Annotated in this window: 14 protein-coding genes; 5 read left to right on the top strand and 9 right to left on the bottom strand. The window is 73.4% G+C overall.

Translation table 11 applies throughout. From position 1 onward, the window contains the following. On the bottom strand, positions 1–1,260 hold a 1,260-nt coding region (locus Psi01_RS28305), incomplete at its 3' end, for a CheR family methyltransferase (protein WP_239128092.1). 72 nt (positions 1,261–1,332) lie between these two features. After that, on the bottom strand, positions 1,333–2,343 hold the full coding sequence (locus tag Psi01_RS28310; protein WP_204067176.1) for a chemotaxis protein CheB: 1,011 nt from the start codon (positions 2,341–2,343) through the stop codon (positions 1,333–1,335). Positions 2,344–2,440: 97 nt separating this feature from the next. Between Psi01_RS28310 and Psi01_RS28315 the strand changes: the two genes are divergently transcribed. The 3 genes from Psi01_RS28315 (at position 2,441) to Psi01_RS28325 (ending at position 4,650) form a co-directional block, all read left to right on the top strand. After that, complete coding sequence (locus tag Psi01_RS28315; RefSeq protein WP_204067177.1) at positions 2,441–3,154, top strand: STAS domain-containing protein; 714 nt, start codon at positions 2,441–2,443, stop codon at positions 3,152–3,154. Between the two features lie 68 nt (positions 3,155–3,222). Then, the gene (locus Psi01_RS28320; protein WP_204067178.1) at positions 3,223–3,966 is read left to right on the top strand and encodes a lysophospholipid acyltransferase family protein; all 744 of its coding nucleotides are present in this window, start codon (positions 3,223–3,225) and stop codon (positions 3,964–3,966) included. 132 nt (positions 3,967–4,098) lie between these two features. Continuing rightward, entirely contained in the window at positions 4,099–4,650 is a 552-nt protein-coding gene (locus Psi01_RS28325; RefSeq protein WP_204067179.1) for a hypothetical protein, read from the top strand. 24 nt (positions 4,651–4,674) lie between these two features. On the opposite strand, the gene Psi01_RS28330 is transcribed toward Psi01_RS28325, so the two are convergent. From Psi01_RS28330 to Psi01_RS28360, 7 genes are read right to left on the bottom strand one after another with little or no spacing between them, the layout of a single operon-like run. Then, positions 4,675–5,496, bottom strand: a complete 822-nt coding sequence (locus Psi01_RS28330; protein WP_204067180.1) for a glutamate ABC transporter substrate-binding protein — start codon at positions 5,494–5,496, stop codon at positions 4,675–4,677. A 10-nt stretch (positions 5,497–5,506) separates the two neighbouring features. Further along, the gene (locus Psi01_RS28335) at positions 5,507–7,021 is read right to left on the bottom strand and encodes a GlnX family signal transduction membrane protein (RefSeq protein WP_239128093.1); all 1,515 of its coding nucleotides are present in this window, start codon (positions 7,019–7,021) and stop codon (positions 5,507–5,509) included. Continuing rightward, on the bottom strand, positions 7,018–8,022 hold the full coding sequence (locus Psi01_RS43555) for an FHA domain-containing protein (RefSeq protein ID WP_239128094.1): 1,005 nt from the start codon (positions 8,020–8,022) through the stop codon (positions 7,018–7,020). Before Psi01_RS43555 ends, Psi01_RS28335 begins: the two co-directional genes overlap by 4 nt. Positions 8,023–8,035: 13 nt before the next feature. Then, positions 8,036–9,355: a vWA domain-containing protein gene (locus tag Psi01_RS28345; RefSeq protein ID WP_204067181.1), complete on the bottom strand. Its 1,320-nt coding sequence runs from the start codon at positions 9,353–9,355 to the stop codon at positions 8,036–8,038. A 29-nt stretch (positions 9,356–9,384) separates the two neighbouring features. Next, positions 9,385–10,767, bottom strand: a complete 1,383-nt coding sequence (locus Psi01_RS28350) for a PP2C family protein-serine/threonine phosphatase (RefSeq protein WP_239128095.1) — start codon at positions 10,765–10,767, stop codon at positions 9,385–9,387. Then, positions 10,764–13,139 (bottom strand): serine/threonine-protein kinase, encoded by a 2,376-nt coding sequence (locus Psi01_RS28355; RefSeq protein ID WP_204067182.1) that lies wholly within the window; start codon positions 13,137–13,139, stop codon positions 10,764–10,766. The genes Psi01_RS28350 and Psi01_RS28355 overlap by 4 nt, the downstream gene beginning before the upstream one ends. Continuing rightward, complete coding sequence (locus tag Psi01_RS28360; RefSeq protein ID WP_204067183.1) at positions 13,136–14,413, bottom strand: hypothetical protein; 1,278 nt, start codon at positions 14,411–14,413, stop codon at positions 13,136–13,138. Before Psi01_RS28360 ends, Psi01_RS28355 begins: the two co-directional genes overlap by 4 nt. 227 nt (positions 14,414–14,640) lie before the next feature. Between Psi01_RS28360 and Psi01_RS28365 the strand changes: the two genes are divergently transcribed. Both Psi01_RS28365 and Psi01_RS28370 read left to right on the top strand, forming a co-directional pair. Next, positions 14,641–15,009 (top strand): hypothetical protein, encoded by a 369-nt coding sequence (locus tag Psi01_RS28365; RefSeq protein WP_204067184.1) that lies wholly within the window; start codon positions 14,641–14,643, stop codon positions 15,007–15,009. A 50-nt stretch (positions 15,010–15,059) separates the two neighbouring features. Continuing rightward, the gene (locus Psi01_RS28370) at positions 15,060–15,479 is read left to right on the top strand and encodes a hypothetical protein (RefSeq protein ID WP_239128096.1); all 420 of its coding nucleotides are present in this window, start codon (positions 15,060–15,062) and stop codon (positions 15,477–15,479) included. Positions 15,480–15,481 lie beyond the last annotated feature (2 nt).

The following is a 15,481-nucleotide window of genomic DNA, read 5'->3' on the forward strand; positions in this document are numbered from 1 at the left end:
GAGCGACTGCAGCTCCTCGTAGGCGTGCTCCAGTTCCCGGTTCGCCTGCTCCAGCTCGTCGCGGAGCCTGCTGTAGCGCGTCACGTCGTTGAAGTTGATGCCGATGCCGAGCATCTCCCCGCCGGGAGCCAGGAGCGGGACGACGGAGATGTCGAAGGCGCTGGTCTCGGCGGAGTTGGGGCGACGCCAGGTGATGTCCTGCAGCTCGGCGGTGCGCAGCTCGGTCTCCACCTGCTCGATCACCGAGCGGAGCTCGACCGGCCGGTAGGAGACCTCCAGGTCCTGGAAGGGGCGCCCGATGTCGCGCGGGTTGAGGCTGAAGAGCATCTCGGCCCGGGAGTTCATCATGGCGAGGCTGCCCGACCGGTCGAGCACGATCTGGGCGACCGGTCCCGAGACCAGCGCGGCGCTCTGCAGCCCGGCGTCGCCGACGTACGGCTCGCTGGTGGGGTTGCCCGTCGGCAGAGGAGCGCGCATGCCGGCCGTGGAGGAGCCGATCTTCCTGAACAGCCGCATGCGCAGGTCCACGGGTTCGAACTTGTCGCCGTGGTTGAGCAGCATCTCGGCCTTGCCCAGGAACAGGTAGCCGGGGTCGGCGAGGGCGAAGTGGAACCTGCGGACGATGTTGAGCTGCGTCTCGGTGTTGAAGTACATCAACGTGTTGCGGGCCAGCAGCAGGTCCACCCGGGAGATGGGGGCGTCGCGGGTGAGGTCGTTGCGACCGAAGATCAGTTGCCGGCGCAGGTCGCGCCGGAAGGCGAAGCCGCCCTCCACCGGCTCGAAGTAGCGTTCCCTCAGCTCGGCCGGCATCTCCGCCAGGTGGCGCTCGGTGTAGACGGCGGTGCGCGCGACCTGCAGGGCCTTCTCGTCCAGGTCGGTGGCGTAGATCTTCACCCGCTCGCGGAACTCGTTCAGGCCGAGCTCCTCGGCCAGCGCGATCGCCAGGCTGTAGGCCTCCTCGCCGGTGGCGCAGCCCGCGCTCCAGACCCGGATCGGCTTGCCCGGCCCCTTGGCGGCCACCAGGGCGGGAAGGATCGTCTCACGGAGAGTCTGCCAGGCCGCGGTGTCCCGGAAGAAGCTGGTGACGTTGATCAGCAGGCTGTCGAACAGCAGGCCGAACTCCTCCGACTCCAGCTCCAGGTAGTCGCGGTACTCTCCGTAGTCGCGCAGCTTGAGCGCCTCCAGCCGGCGGCTGATGCGGCGCATGAGGGTCGTGCGCTTGTATCCCGTGAAGTCAAAACCGCGAGTCTCCTTCAGCATGAGAAGAAGATCGTTGAATTCACGTTCCTCACCAGGTGTCACGGCTCCCAAGGATATTCCGATCCCGGCACCTCATGAAGAAAGACGGTCGTCGCTGTCGCGGCCGATGCGCGATTGCAGCATCCGCATCGTCTCCAGCGCCTCACCGATCTGTTTGGCCTGCTCCCGGAAGTGGCGCTCCGAGTGGTGCTGCTTGCGCCGCTGCGCCCCCTCGATCATGCGGTTCAGCACGCGCAGCCGTTCCTCCAGCCGCAGGATCGCCACCCACAACGCCCGCTCCACGGCCTCGGCCTGGCCGTCGGCCATGCTCTGGGCCGACCACGCGTGTCCGACCACGCACTCGTAGCGCGGAGTCGACCCGTTCTCCGTCTCGTACAGCGGGCCGTTGCACTCCGGGCAGGTGAAGCCGCTCAGGTCCCCGGCCGGGGGACCGGGGCGGGCGGTCCGCAGGAAGAGGGAGACCTCGCGTTCGAGTTGGGGATCCGCCACCTGCTCGCCTCCGTTCACCGGGGTACGGGTCTGCCGGACGATCCACCCGGCGATCTCCCTGACCGGCAGCACCTGCGGATCCTCGGTCGTGCCGATCGCCGCGTTGGGCATCCCGGCGAACATGCTCTCCGTCGGATCCTGGATGGCGACGGTGCCCCCGTGGTTCTCCACGATGGCGGCTCCCGCGGCGCCGTCGTCGAGCATGCCGCTCAGCACCACCGCGATCGTGCGGGGCCCGCCCTCCAGGGCGGCGCTCAGGAACAGCGGGTCGGCCGCGGGACGGTGCCCGTTGTGCCGGGGCCCCCGGGACAGCCTGACCGACGCGTCGTGCACGAGCAGATGGTGATCGGGAGGCGCCACGTAGACCCGCCCGTGCCGCAGGGGCTCGCCGTCGACGGCGGGCGCCGCCTTCAGCGGTCCCGCCCGGTCGAGGATCCCCGCCAGGGCGCTTCCTCCGGTGGGAGGCAGATGCAGGACGACCAGGACGGACGCCGCCAGACCGTCGGGAAACTCCGACAACAGGGCGCGGAGGGCTTCGACGCCTCCCGCGGAGGCGGCGACGACAACGAGATCCCGTCCGGCGAAGCCGTTCACATAACCGTCCTAACCAGATCCGGCCGATTCATGCGGACGATCGCCCGGCATTCGGTAAACGCTGGCACGAATCTCTGTGATGGGGTATGGGATGGGTATGGAGTTGACAGCACGCGTGGTTCACCGCGACATCGCGACGTCCACCGCCGTCGTGATCGTGGCCGGCGAGATGGACGCTTTGAACTGCGGGCACGTGGAATCCATATTGAGGTCCCTGCTCGCCGAGGACATCCTGCACATCCTGGTGGACGCCGGCGGGGTGCGGTTCTGCGACATCAACGCGATGCGGATGCTGAGCCGTGTGCACCGGGACCTGCGCAACCTGGGCGGGGAGATCGTGATCACCGCCCCCGAGGCCGTGCACAAGCTGGCGGAGCTGATGTGGCCGGGCTCCTCGCCGGACCGTCCCGCGGTCTTCCGCTCCCAGGACCGGTGCGAACCGGAGGCCGCCCCCGTGCCGCCTCCGCCGCGCCGACACGTGCCGTCCATGCGGAACCTGCGCCAGTCGTCGCGCGCGCGCAGGGAGTACATACCTGTCACCTCCCCGCGCGACAACCGCCAGATCCTGGAGAGGGCGGCGCGCCTGAAGTTCGAACTGGAGGCGGCGCGGGAGAGGATGCTGGCCCAGGCGCGCACGACCTGCGCCAGCCTGGCCGAGGTGCACGAGCGGCTGGCCGCCCTGCACGCCACTCTGGGTGAGCGCCCGGACCGGACCGGCGCCTTCGCCCTGCTCTGTGACGACCACTCCCACCACGAGACGGCGGACCGGATGCGCGACCGCATCACCGCGTTCGGCGGCCGGACCCGCTGACCTGTCCGACACCGGCCAGCGCCCGATGCCGGTCGGGACGCGCCGTCGCCCTGAGGTACGGTTCAGCCATGGCTGAGATCGTGTATCCCCCCGTCATCGGGGCGGCGCTGACCATGTTCCGCGTCCTGGACATGAAGATCCGCATCGAGGGCGCGGAGAACATCCCCAGGACCGGCGGAGCGGTGCTGGTCAGCAACCACATCAGCTATCTCGACTTCATCTTCGCCGGCCTGGCCGCCCGCCCGGCCGGGCGCCTGGTGCGGTTCATGGCCAAGAAGGAGGTCTTCGACCACAAGATCTCCGGCCCCCTCATGCGCGGCATGCACCACATCCCGGTCGACCGGGCCGCGGGCGCCTCGGCGTTCGGCGCCGCGCTGAAGTCGCTCAAGGCCGGTGAGGTCGTCGGCGTCTTCGCCGAGGCCACGATCAGCCGGTCCTTCACCATCAAGGACATCAAGAACGGCGCCGTCCGGATGGCCGTCGCCGCCGGCGTGCCGATGATCCCGATCGCGCTGTGGGGCACCCAGCGCCTGTGGACCAAGGGCCGCCCGAGGAAGCTGACCCAGCGCCACGTGCCGATCACCATCCTGGTGGGCGAGCCCATGAACCCCAAGCGCGGCGACGACTACGACGCGGCCACCGTCGAGCTCCGGACGCGGATGGCGGAGCTGCTGGACAAGGCCCAGCGCGGCTACCCGCAGATCCCGCAGGGCGTGTGGTGGCAGCCCCGCCACCTGGGCGGCACCGCGCCGACCCCGGAGGAGGCGGCGGAGATGGACGCCGCCGAGGCCGCGGCCCGGCGCAGCTCGTAGTCCATGCGGGCCCGGCGCGGGCCCGCGGCGAGTCGCGTCGGCTCCGGCGCAGGTCACGGACGGCGCGGGCCTGCGGGCCCGGCGCAAGCCGGTGTCAGGTGAGTCGCAAGCGACATAGTGCACCATATGTCCATGAGTGACTCATTCACCGATATCGCGGACGTCTTCCAGCCCGGGGTGAAGCCCCAGCCCGGCCGCCTGCCGGGGCCCTTCGCCCGGGTCGTCCTGGTCCTGTGCTGGCTCGCGGTCTGCCTGATGCCGATCCTCTTCGCGGTGGGCGACCTCCGGCTGGCGGCGGGCCAGGTCGGCACGCCCGGCACCCTGACGGTCGTCTCGTGCGAGGACCTCGGCAAGGGCCGCTACGACTGCAAGGGCAGCTTCGCCCCCGACGGCGGCGGCGCGGCGGTCGCGGTGGCGGCCTCCCCGGACTCCGAGGCTGGCGACGTCACCCGCGCCCAGCTCACCCCCGAGGGCGACCGCGCGGTGAAGGCCGGCACGGCGGGCGTGATCGCCGCTCTCACCCTGCCCTTCCTCGGGATCGGCATGCTGGGCTTCCTGCCGTACGTGATCCTGTACTTCCTCGGCGTACGACGCGGCCGCCGCACCTCCGTGATCGCCGGGATCCTGATCACCGTCGCGGGCCTGGCGGGGACGGTCGTCGGCATGGTCGCCGCCTACTCGTGAGGGCCGGGACCCCGGGGCGGCCGCTCAGGCGCAGCCCTCGAACTGGGGGACGGTGAAGGTGAGCGCCAGCCCCGAGGCGGCGAACCACTTCTTCAGCAGCTTCTCGGCGGTGCCGTCCTGGTACATGGCGGTGAGCGCCCGGTTGACGGCCTCGCAGCCGTCCAGGTCGCCCTTGCGCATGCCGATGCCCAGCCGCTCGTCGGTGAAGGGCGCGTTGACGATCCTGAGCGCGGAGCCGGCCTTCGCCGAGAAACCCGCCAGGATCAGGTCGTCGGTGGAGACGGCGTCCACGGCGCCCTCGCGCAGCTTGGTCAGGCACTCGCCGTAGGACGCCGCGGGGACCAGCTCGACGGCGATCTGCCGCTCCTCCTTGACCCTGCGCCAGGAGTTCGACCCGGCGGCCTGGCACAGTTTCCTGCCCTTCAGGTCGCGCACGTTCTTGATGTCCCGGTCCGAGGCGCGCACGAGGGTGTCCTGGTGGGCGACGTAGTACGGCCCGGCGAAAGTGATCTTCGACCGGTTCACCGGAGTGATCGAGTAGGTCGCCACGACCATGTCGACCTGCCCGTTCTGGATGAACTGCTGGCGGTTGGAGGACAGGACGGTGACGAACCTGACGTCCTCGATCCCGAGCCGGCGCGCCACCTCGGTGGCGATGTCGACGTCGAAGCCCTCGTAGCGGTCCTCGCCGATCCGCATGCCCAGCCCCGGCTGGTCGGGCTTGACGCCGACCACCAGGGTCTCGCGGTCCAGGATCGACGGAGGCCCGGCGGTCCCGCACGCCGGGGCGGCCAGGAGGGCCGCTCCCGCCGCGACGGCGAGCGCCGCTCTGGTCACAGGTCGCATGACCCTCCCCTCAACGGTATTCCGAAAGCCGGGGCCAGACCCCGGCGACGATCAGCACGGCGGTGGAGACCACGGCCAGCGGCAGCAGGAACCACAGCTCCTCGACCTGCTCCTCGCCGCTGCGCACCGCCCGGTCGAACGCGGTGCGGTGCAGCCCGGCGAGCTCGACCAGCGCCGCGTCGTAGTTCCCGAAGCGCTGCTCCAGGGTGTCCACGCGCAGCTCGACGGCCTGGCGGGGACCCAGCCCGCGCATCGTGCGGTCCGCGCGCTGGAACTCCTCATAGCGCCGCAGCACCTCGATGACCGCGGCCTCGTGGCCGGGCAGGCCCGAACGGGCCGACTCCTGGCCGATGAGACCGAGGAAGGGCTGCCGGCCGGGATAGTCGTCGGCCCCCGCGGCCACCGCCTTGTAGTACGCGCCCAGGTTGCCGCTCGGCGCGAAGAGCACCGCCTGGGACTTGTCGAGATAGGTCTGCTCGTAGGTGTCGGCCCGCTCGGGGTCGAGCAGGTAGCGGCTCTGGTCGCCGTGCATGCTGTTGCCGACGGCGCGGGCCCGGGCGAGGGTGAGCACGGAGTCGAAGCCGTCCCGTTTGGCCTCCAGCAGGATGCCGGTCTCGTTGCCCAGGACCGTGAAGCCGGTCAGCGTGTACATCCCGGCGATCACCGTGGCCACCACCAGGGCCGGGTTGAACACCCGGCGGAACCGGCGGGCCAGGAAGACCTGCAGCCACAGCAGGCCGCCGAGCGCCAGGAGCCCCGTCCCGGCCACGAGCACCTGTCCGGTCCGCACGTCCGAGCTCTGCTCCTCGTGGGCGCGGCGGACGACGGTCCCGCTCTCCAGGGTGAGGTTGTAGGCCATGGGCAGCAGTTCCAGCCGCATCAGGTCGGTCGCCTGCCGGTAGACCTCCAGGACCCGCTGCGGCGGCGGGCCCGCCCTGTGGCCCGCCTGCTCGTCCAGGAGCATCGCCCGGGCGGCCAGCCGCTCGTAGCGGCCCAGGCCGTCCAGCACCGCCTGAACGGTCCGCCGCTCGGCGGGGTCGGCGCCGGCCAGCGCCGAGGCCTGCAGCACCGCCCGCCCGGCGTCGCTCCTGCGCTGCTCGTAGACGTCGAGCGCGCGCTGCCGCCCCTTGCCGAGCCCGTGCTCGTCGCCGATCAGCAGGACGTTGGCGACCTGGGTGTCCATGTCGCTGAGCGCGAAGTACAGATCGGCGGTCGCCACGACCTGCGGGCCGGCGTCGTGGCCGATGACGTCCAGGCCGTCCCTGACGCTCTGGAAGGACGACGACAGGGCGCCGAACAGCAGGGCCAGCGCCACGACGGCGGCGGTGGTGATGACCAGGACCCGGCCCGGCACGCTCTGCAGGCGCGAGGAGAGCCGGCCGGTCCGGGGCGGGGGCGCCGGGGGAGCGGCGGGCGAGGCCGCCGGGACGGGGACGCCGCCCGGCGCGGCCGGGGGCGGCGAGGCGGTGACGGCCGGGTCGGGGGCCTGGGCCGCTGCCGCCTGGTGTGTCGGGACGGGTGTCACGTTTCCCTCCTGCGCCGCAGGGTGATGAGGGTCCACGCGCCGAGGTGGATGCGGTCGCCGTCCCCCACCGGCACGGGTTCGTTGACCGCGATCTGCCGGCCGTTGACCACGGTGCCGTTGGCGGATCCGGGGTCGATCAGCGTCCACCCGCCGCCGGGCGCGGGCAGCAGGACCGCGTGCAGGTGCGAGACGCCCGGGTCCTCGGGCGGGCCGCTCAGGTCGATCTCCGGCACCAGGTTCCTCGACCGGCTGACCCGGCCGATCCGGGCCTCCGCACCGGTCAGCGGGACGTCGCGCCGCGGGCAGTACGGCGGGAACAGCACCCGCTCCGCGTCCGGCCCGCCCTGCGCGATCATCCGGTCGTAGTGGGCGCGGTCGGCCTGGATCGTCACCTCCCACTCCCAGGCGGGAACGGCCCCCGAACCCGGCTGCGCCGGCCCGCCGGCGTGCGCCGGTCCGGTGCCGTACGGCGGTCCGCTTCCATGCCCGGACCCGCTCGCGTGTCCGGCTCCGGTGCCGTACGGTGACCCGCTCGCGTGTCCGGCTCCGGTGCCGTACGGCGGCCCGGTCCCATACGCCGGTCCGCTCGCGTGCGCCGGTCCGCTCCCGATCGGGGCCCATCCCGTGGGGCCGGACGCGCCCGGCGAGCCCCGGCCCGCCGGACCAGCCGGACCCGGACCGGCGGTCCGGTCGGGGACGGGCGCCGTCTGGTCGTGGCCGCAGTCCTCGCAGAAGCGCCCGCTGATCGGGGCACCGCAGGCGGCGCACTCCGCGGGGGACGCCGCGGCCCCGGAGGCGGCCGGGTCTCCGGCGGGATGCGCGGAGACGGCCGACGGCGCGGACGCCGCCGCGGCGCCGTTCCCGCCGCCCGCGTGGGCGGAACCGGCGGGCGGGGGCGCCGCCGTCCCGGCCGCGCCGGTCAGGCGGCTGCCGCAGACGTCGCAGTACCCGTCGGCGAGTCCGGCCTCGCCGGGGTCGTGCCCCTGAGGGCAGGTGGCCATCGCGTTCCTCCTCTCAGCCCGCGGCGCTCCGGCCGTCGGAGGAGCCGGGTTCGCCCGGGTCCCTCCGCATGCGCGCCGTACGCACCGATCCGGTGTCCAGCGCGATCTCGTCGGCCTTGTCGACGCTCCGGCGCAACCGGGCGGTGCCGGTTCCCGGGTCGATCTCCACGACCTTGGCCAGCAGCTTGGCGGTGTCGTCGTTGCCGGACTCCTCGGCCAGCTGCCTGGCCCGGCCCAGGCGGGCGGTCGCGGTGTCCAGGTCGCCCGCCGCCCGGGCGCCCAGGCCCTCCTGGATGAGGTCGAACAGCTCGGCCTGCCCGGTGTAGTGGGCCACCCCGGGACTGACGCGGGTGGACAGGGCCAGGTCGTCGGTCCACTGCGCCAGGACGTTGCCGCGGGCGAGGATCTCGCCGGTGTCGGGGCGCACCAGCCGTACCCACGCGCCGCGGACCTCCTGGCCGACCGCGCCGGCGGGGATCTCGACGCACAGGTGGTAGACCCGCGTCTCCGCGCCCCACGCCCCGGTCGGGTAGTCGCCGGTCAGCGGGTCGGCCGCGGCGCGCATGCCCGTCAGGTCCGACAGGGTCGGCGAGACCTGCTTGAGGTACTTCACCTTGCCGTGCTGCGGCGTCCAGACCCGCAGCGCGACCTCGGCGACCGCCTTGCCCATCATGCTCTCGATCATCATCCGGAAGTTGTCCGTCAGGTCCCTGGCGTCGCGGATGAAGCCGGAGGTGCCCAGCAGCGCGTCGGCGACCTTGCGCAGCTCGGCCGGGGCCCAGTCGGTGCCCACGCCCCGGCTGTCGCAGACGAACGTGCCCGCGCAGTGCGCCAGGGCGGCGTCGAACACCTCCGCGCTCTCGTTGTTCTGGCCGTCGGTGAGCAGGATGGCGTGGCGGACCGCCCGGGGATGGTCGGCCAGCAGCTCGGCGGCCAGCCTGAGCCACTTGCCGATCGCGGTGCCGCCGTCGGCGCGCAGCCCGCGCAGGGCCTGGGCGGCCTCCTTGCGCGTGCGCCCGTCGGCCCGGACCAGCCCGGCCCGGTGGGGGTAGACCTTGGTCGCCTCGTGGGTCCCGGCGACGACGGCGAAGTACGTGCCGTCGCGCAGGGTCTCCACCGCGGCCTGGGCGGCCTGGCGAGCCTCGACGATCTTCGAGCCGCCCATCGAGCCGGACGCGTCGACGATGATCACTTCGGCGGCCTCGACGTCCGCGGCCGCCCGTTCCGCCGGGCCGCTGGCCTCGACGGTGAGGATGGCGTGGATCTCCCGGCCGCCCGTGGGCAGGTACTTGTTCTGGTCGATGTCCAGCGTGAACAGGGGCTGGTCGCTCACGCGTTCCTCCTCTGTCGGCGGGTGCCGGTCTACACCGGCGGCGGATGAAACGGGATCACCAGGACGGTGACGTTGTCGCGGCCCCCGGCCGCGAGCGCGTGCCGTACCAGCGCGCGGGCCGCCTCCAGCGGCGTGTCCCGCGCGGTGAAGGGGGCCAGGTCCGCGGCCTCCTCCAGATAGCCCCACAGCCCGTCGCTGCAGACCAGGACCACCCCGGGACCCTCGGGCGCGAACTCGCCGACGTGGGCCGTGATCCGGCCCGCGTCGGCTCCGAGCCAGGCCGACAGCAGGCCGGGCGAGACGACGTCGTCCTCGGTGAGCAACGCGGGACCGCGCAGGGGCGCCGGACCGGCGCCGGAGACGGGGGAGAGCATGGGGCCGGTGTCGGTGTCGGATATGGGAGACGGCATCGGGCCGGTGTCGGAATCGGTGCCGGTGCCGGGCGGCGGCGTGGCGGCGGCGCCGAGCCAGTAGGCGCGGCTGTCACCGGCCCAGCCGATCGTGACGCGGTCCGGTCCCACGACGGCGGAGACGTAGGTGCAGGCGGGCGCGTCGTCCACCGAGGAGCCCAGCGCGGCCACCGCGGTCGCGGCCCCCGCCAGCGCCGTACGGGTGGCCGTCACCGGGTCGGCGCCCGAGCGGAGCGCCTCCAGGAGCGAGGTGGCGCCCGTCCGCGCGGCGGCCGAGGAGGCGGTCTCCGGGCGTGGCGAGGAGGACACCCCGTCGCAGACCACGCCGATGGTCACGCCGTCCGCGGCCACCAGCGCCATCGCGTCCTCGTTGCGGCTGTGCCGCAGCCCGCGGTCGCTCACCCCCGCGGCGCCGCCCGCCTCGGTCTCGGTGTGGTCGCTCTCGGACGGCTGCCGCAGGCCGCACAGCTCGCAGTAGCCCTCCGGATCCACCGGAGCCGGCCCGCACCGCACACAGCCGGCCCCGTCCAGCGGCTGCCCGCAGCCCTCACAGAAGAACTCACCCGGGTGCACGCTCGAACCACACCGGGGACACGCGCCGCCCGCGCCCGCCTCCACACCCGAGGCGCCCGCCGCGTCCGTTGTGTCCGCCGCGTCCGAGGTGTTCTCGGCGCCCGCCGCGTCCGTTGTGCTCGTTGTATCCGCCGTGGTCCCGGCGCCCGCCGGGCTCTCCCCGGCCTCCGGCGCCCCGGTGGTGTTCCCCGGGTCCGAGGCGTCCCCGGTGGCCGTCGTGTCCTCCGCACCCGCCGGGTTTCCCGCCTTCGCCGGGCTTCCCGCACCCGTCGGGCTTCCCGCGTGCGCGGTGTCGCCGGGATCAGCCGGGCTCTTTCCGGTCTCGGGCGTTCCGGCCGGGCGGCGCGCGGCGACCGGGAGCGTCACCGCGTCGTCCGGCTCGCCCACGCCCGCCTCCGGGGTCGCCACGGCGTCGTCGGGGGCCGTCACAGCAGCGTCCTGGGGCGGGCGGCGTTGGCACGGTCGATGAGCGCGTGCCGTTCGGCGACGGTGGCCGCGGAGCGCGCGAGCCCGCGGTAGAGGCGCTCCAGCTCCCGGCGGAGATCGCGCTCGCTGAACGGCGTCCCGAGCAGGGAACCGCTGCCCGAGGTCGCGCCGGAGGCGGAGTCGAGCCATTCGAGGGCCCGCTCCAGGATCTCGGCGGCCATCTGCGCCCGCCGCCGGGGATCGAGGTCGCCGAGATCGTCGAGCCGCTCTCCGGCCGCGCTCAGCGTGGCGGCGTTCAGCGACACGGGGGCGCGTTCCCGTACGGCCGCCGCCACGGCGGCCAGCCGCGCCGCCACGAAGTTGCTGGAGCTCGTGGGCACCTCGTCGAGGACCTCGAGCGCCGCGTCCCGGTGGTTCTGGGCCAGCAGGACCCGGGCCAGGCCGAACGCCGCGCTCACGTAGGACCGGTCGGTGTTCCACACCGACCGGTAGCGCCACTCGGCCATCGCCTGGTCGCCGGCGGCCTCCAGGCTGAAGGCCAGTGCCAGCCGGGAGGCGCACTCCCCGGGCATCAGGTCGTAGCAGCGGTCGAAGATCCGCGCGGCCTCCGCCGGATCGCCGGAGACCAGCTGGTGCACGCCCCGGCACCACAGGACCCGCCAGTCGCCGGCCAGCCTCCCGGCCGCCCTGGCGAGCAGGGCCTCGGTCTCCGGCATGCCGTTCTCGGCGCTGATCCTGAGCCGGGCGAGCAGGGTCTCGGGCGTGTCCGGCGCCGACTCCAGCATGGTGACGAGCTCGCCGGGGGTGCGCGCGGTGAGGCCGGACAGGAACGCGGTGGCCGGATCGGCGGGGTCGGCCAGCGGCACGGGCAGGGCGGCCGCGGCGGCGGCGCGGTCGAGCGGCTCCAGGATCCGCCCGCTGCCCCGTCCCGCCAGGGAGGTCCCGGCGGCGATCCGCTCGGGACCGAACAGCGGGGAGGGCGCGGGGTAGGGGATGCCGTCCTCCACCGCGCGCACCTCCCGCAGCACGCCCAGGAGCTGGTCGGCCATCTCCTCCGCGCCGGCGAACCTGGCGGCCGGGACCGCGGCGGTCGCCCGGCGCAGGAAACGGTGGAAGGACTCGTACCTGGCCTCCGGCGGCAGGTCGTCGAAGTCGGGGAGCGGGGCCTCGGCGTTGTCGCGGACCGGGCTGAACGGGAAGCTCAGCACCGCCAGCGTGCGCCCCACCGTGTAGAGGTCGGAGGCGACCGAGGGCCCCTCGGAGGCGATCTCCGGCGCCTGGTAGCCGACCGTGCCGTAGATGGCGCTGTCCTGGTCGGCGGCCATCCGGACCGCGCCCAGGTCGATGAGCTTCAGCTCGCGGCCGACCTGGATCACGTTGGCGGGCTTGAGGTCGCAGTACAGCATGCCCCGGTCGTGCAGGTATCCCAGGGCGCGCAGGATCTCCAGCGCGTACGGGATCGACTGGCGCAGCGGGAGCGCCCGCGCGCCGCCGCTCTCCCGCAGCTTGCGGCGGAGCTGGTCGTGCAGGGACTCGCCCCCGACGTACTCCATGACGAGGTAGCCGGCCATGTGCCCCGGCTCGCCCCCCGGCTCCCGGTGCCGGACGAAGTTGAAGATCTTGACGATGTTGGCGTGGTCCACGCCCGTCAGGAACCGGCGCTCGGCCTCGGCCACGGCCAGCGCCTCGGCGTCGGCGGTGTTCAGCAGCCCCTTGAGCACCACCCAGCGGCCGTCGAGGTTGCGGTCGGCGGCCAGGTAGATCCAGCCGAGCCCGCCGTGCGCCAGGCAGCCCTTGACCTCGTACTGCCCGGCGACGAGGTCGCCCTCGCGCAGCTTGGGGGTGAAGGAGAAGCGAGTGCCGTCGTGCGGGCAGAACCCCTCGGTACGGCCCGGCCGCCCGTCCCTGCTGCGGCCCACCGGACGGCCGCAGCCCGGCTTGGCGCAGACCCGCTTGTCCTCCGGCACCTGCGGGTCCTTCAGCACCACCTCGACCGGGTCCCGGTAGACCACCGGCGGCACCTCGGCCAGTCCCGAGCCCAGCATCCCGGGACGGCTGCCGCCGGTGCCCCGGGTCCCCCTGCTCGGCGTGGAGCCGCTCCCGCGGGCGCCGGAGGGGATCGTGACGGGAACGGAGAAGGACGTGAAGCCGGGACCAGGTCGGGAGGCCCCGGAGGAGACGGCCCCGGGAGAGGAGACCGGCCCGTGGGAGGCGGGTCCGGGAGAAGAAGGGGCGGGCCCGTAGGAGGCGATCCCGGCAGAGGAGGAGGCGGGCGCGGACGGGGCGGCGCCCGGCGGCCGGGCGGCGTGGCCGCACAGGTCGCAGTAGCCGTCCTCGATGGTCCCGGTGCAGTCGGGCTGGGCGCAGGCGGTCATCCGGCGGCTCCCTCGGTCGCACGTTGGTATCCGGTGACGGCCACCGTGGCCCGGCGCAGGTCGCAGGGGGCCGTCCAGAGCAGGTCGTGTGCCCGGCGGTACAGGGAGACGAGCCCGGCGTCCTCGGCCAGGCCGAGCCGGACCGCCTTGGCCCGCAGGGCCTCCAGTCTGCCGCGCAGCTCGTCGCGGCGCGCGATCAGCTCGCGCAGGGCCGTCCCGGCCCGCTCGGCCTGCCGCAGGGCGTCCTCGGTGGCGCGTTCCAGACCGGCGAGCAGTTCTTCACGTTCCAGCCACCGCCCGTCGTCCGGCGCACCCGTGACCCCGCCGCCCGCCGTCTCCCGGCCGGGCGCAGGCAGGGCCCTGGCGGGAGGGAAGGGATCCAGCGCGGCCAGCCGTCGGCCCAGAAGAGGGGCGCGGTCCGCGAGCGCGGGCAGCGCCGGTGAGGCGATCTTCGCCAGCACCAGGTCGCGGACCCTGCGGGCCTCCTCCTCGGCGGCGGCCACCCGGCCGACGCGCCGGGCCAGGGTCTCACGCCGCTCGCCGTAGGCCCGCCGCAACTCGGCGGCCCGCCGTACCCTCTCGCTCAGGTGTGCGGCCTCGGCGACCACCCGGTCCAGGTCCTCGTCGCCCCCGCCGCCGGATCCCAGAGGATCGTGGCGCAGTTCCTCGCGGATGCGCTCGATCTCCCGCCCGCACGCCTCCAGGCCGGGGTCGGGATCGCCGAGTTCGCGCAGCGTCTCACGGGCGGCGGCGATCGCGGCCGAGGCGGTGTCGAGCCGGGGCAGCGCCGCGTTCCAGACCGCGTCGACGTCGGTGATCACGTCGATGACGTCGCGGAAGGCCTGGTCCATCGTGGCCACCGCCTCGTCGAGGGTGAAGCGCTGCTCCCCGCTGTGCAGCAGCGAGCGCCGCTCCAGCGGCCCGGCGTCGGGCACCAGCCGTACGGCGGGCCCGGTGAGCAGCTCGGTCAGCTCGGCGAGCTCGGCGGGCCCGAGCCGGCGGTTGTCGGCCCGGATCCGGTCGGCCCGGGTGAGCGTGCCGCGGTAGGCGTCCAGCAGGGCCCACAGCAGTGCCGCGCGGGCTTCGGCCGTCGCCCACCGGCGCGCGGTCTCCCCGCGCAGCGGCGAGCTGCGCAGCAGCCGGAAGATGGTGTGGGCGTCCAGATCCAGGACGTCGTCGGAGATGCGGTCCCGCTCCTCGTGGCGGGCCCGGAGGGCGTGCTCGACGCCCTCGGCGCTCATCGGCGGCCCCGCCGCCCCTGTGCTCCCCGTCAACGATCCCCGCGCCTCCCCGTACTCCGCCCCCGTGGAAGTGTGGTCTTTATTCTCGCTTTACCTTTTGACGAAGGGCCGGGAAGGAAAGTTTCCGCCGGATCGATGGGATTCGGTTCCCGGTGGAAACGGGGCGATCCGGTCTTCGCCCGATCGAGGCGTACAGCGTCGACTTCGCTCAAAGTGCTGATTCAGTCACTGAGAGTCGATGTCTCCGCCATCATGTGCCCATGCCAAAGAGTCGTGTGAGAAAGAGCGTCGCCGTCAGGGCCCGGACCGACCGGCGGGTGCGGCGGGCGGGCAGGCCGGCCCACGGGTTCGCGGAGGCGCCCTGGCGCGTGTGGAAGGCGGCCCGTGACGAGTTCGGCGAGGGTGACGTGGCCTGCCGGATCGTCGAGGAGATGCCGTACTTCGTGGACAACGGAGGTCCCCGCCCGCACCGGACCTCCCTGCGGAAGATCGCCGCCCAGGCCCGCATGACGGTGGCCGAGGAGGTGTCGGCCCTGTTCGCCATGGAGGCGGCCGGCGGGCTGCTCTGGGACACCGGGTCGCAGACGGCGACCCTGACCCTCCCCGGAGACGGCGGTCACGGCGGCTGATGATGTAAAGAAAACTAGACACGGTGTCCGCGATGTTTTACATTCCTGGCATGCCGTTCGAAGAGAAGCTCGCGTGGATCATGGCGGCGGTCTCGGCCGTCGCCTACGCGGTCTACCTGACCCTCCTCCTCGGCCAGGCGGGGCCCACCCCGCTGGCCGAGGTGGCCTATGTGCCGATCATGTTGTGGAGCATCGGCGCCGCGGTCGTGGTCGCGATCGTCCTGCGCATCGTGGCCGCGGCCCTGGCGCCCGAGGACGCCGGGCAGAAGGACCAGCGCGACCGGGAGATCAACCGCTTCGGCGACCACACCGGCCAGTCCTTCGTCGTCATCGGCGGCATCGCGGCCTGCGTGCTGGCGATGGCCGAGGCGGACCAGTTCTGGATCGCCAACGTGCTCTACCTGGCGTTCGTGCTGTCGGCGGTCCTCGGGTCCCTCACGAAGATCGCCGCCTACCGCAAGGGCTTCTGACC

The organism is Paraplanobispora siamensis (assembly GCF_016863175.1).
Taxonomy (GTDB): domain Bacteria; phylum Actinomycetota; class Actinomycetes; order Streptosporangiales; family Streptosporangiaceae; genus Planobispora; species Planobispora siamensis.

Excerpts from the sequence above, each read along its gene's own strand:
- Psi01_RS28315 (WP_204067177.1), top strand. The coding sequence starts at position 2,441 with ATGGAGTTGACAGCACGCGTGGTTCACCGCGACATCGCGACGTCCACC.
- Psi01_RS28320 (WP_204067178.1), top strand. The coding sequence starts at position 3,223 with ATGGCTGAGATCGTGTATCCCCCCGTCATCGGGGCGGCGCTGACCATG.
- Psi01_RS28325 (WP_204067179.1), top strand. The coding sequence starts at position 4,099 with ATGAGTGACTCATTCACCGATATCGCGGACGTCTTCCAGCCCGGGGTG.
- Psi01_RS28330 (WP_204067180.1), bottom strand. The coding sequence starts at position 5,496 with ATGCGACCTGTGACCAGAGCGGCGCTCGCCGTCGCGGCGGGAGCGGCC.
- Psi01_RS43555 (WP_239128094.1), bottom strand. The coding sequence starts at position 8,022 with ATGGCCACCTGCCCTCAGGGGCACGACCCCGGCGAGGCCGGACTCGCC.
- Psi01_RS28355 (WP_204067182.1), bottom strand. The coding sequence starts at position 13,139 with ATGACCGCCTGCGCCCAGCCCGACTGCACCGGGACCATCGAGGACGGC.
- Psi01_RS28365 (WP_204067184.1), top strand. The coding sequence starts at position 14,641 with ATGCCAAAGAGTCGTGTGAGAAAGAGCGTCGCCGTCAGGGCCCGGACC.
- Psi01_RS28370 (WP_239128096.1), top strand. The coding sequence starts at position 15,060 with ATGCCGTTCGAAGAGAAGCTCGCGTGGATCATGGCGGCGGTCTCGGCC.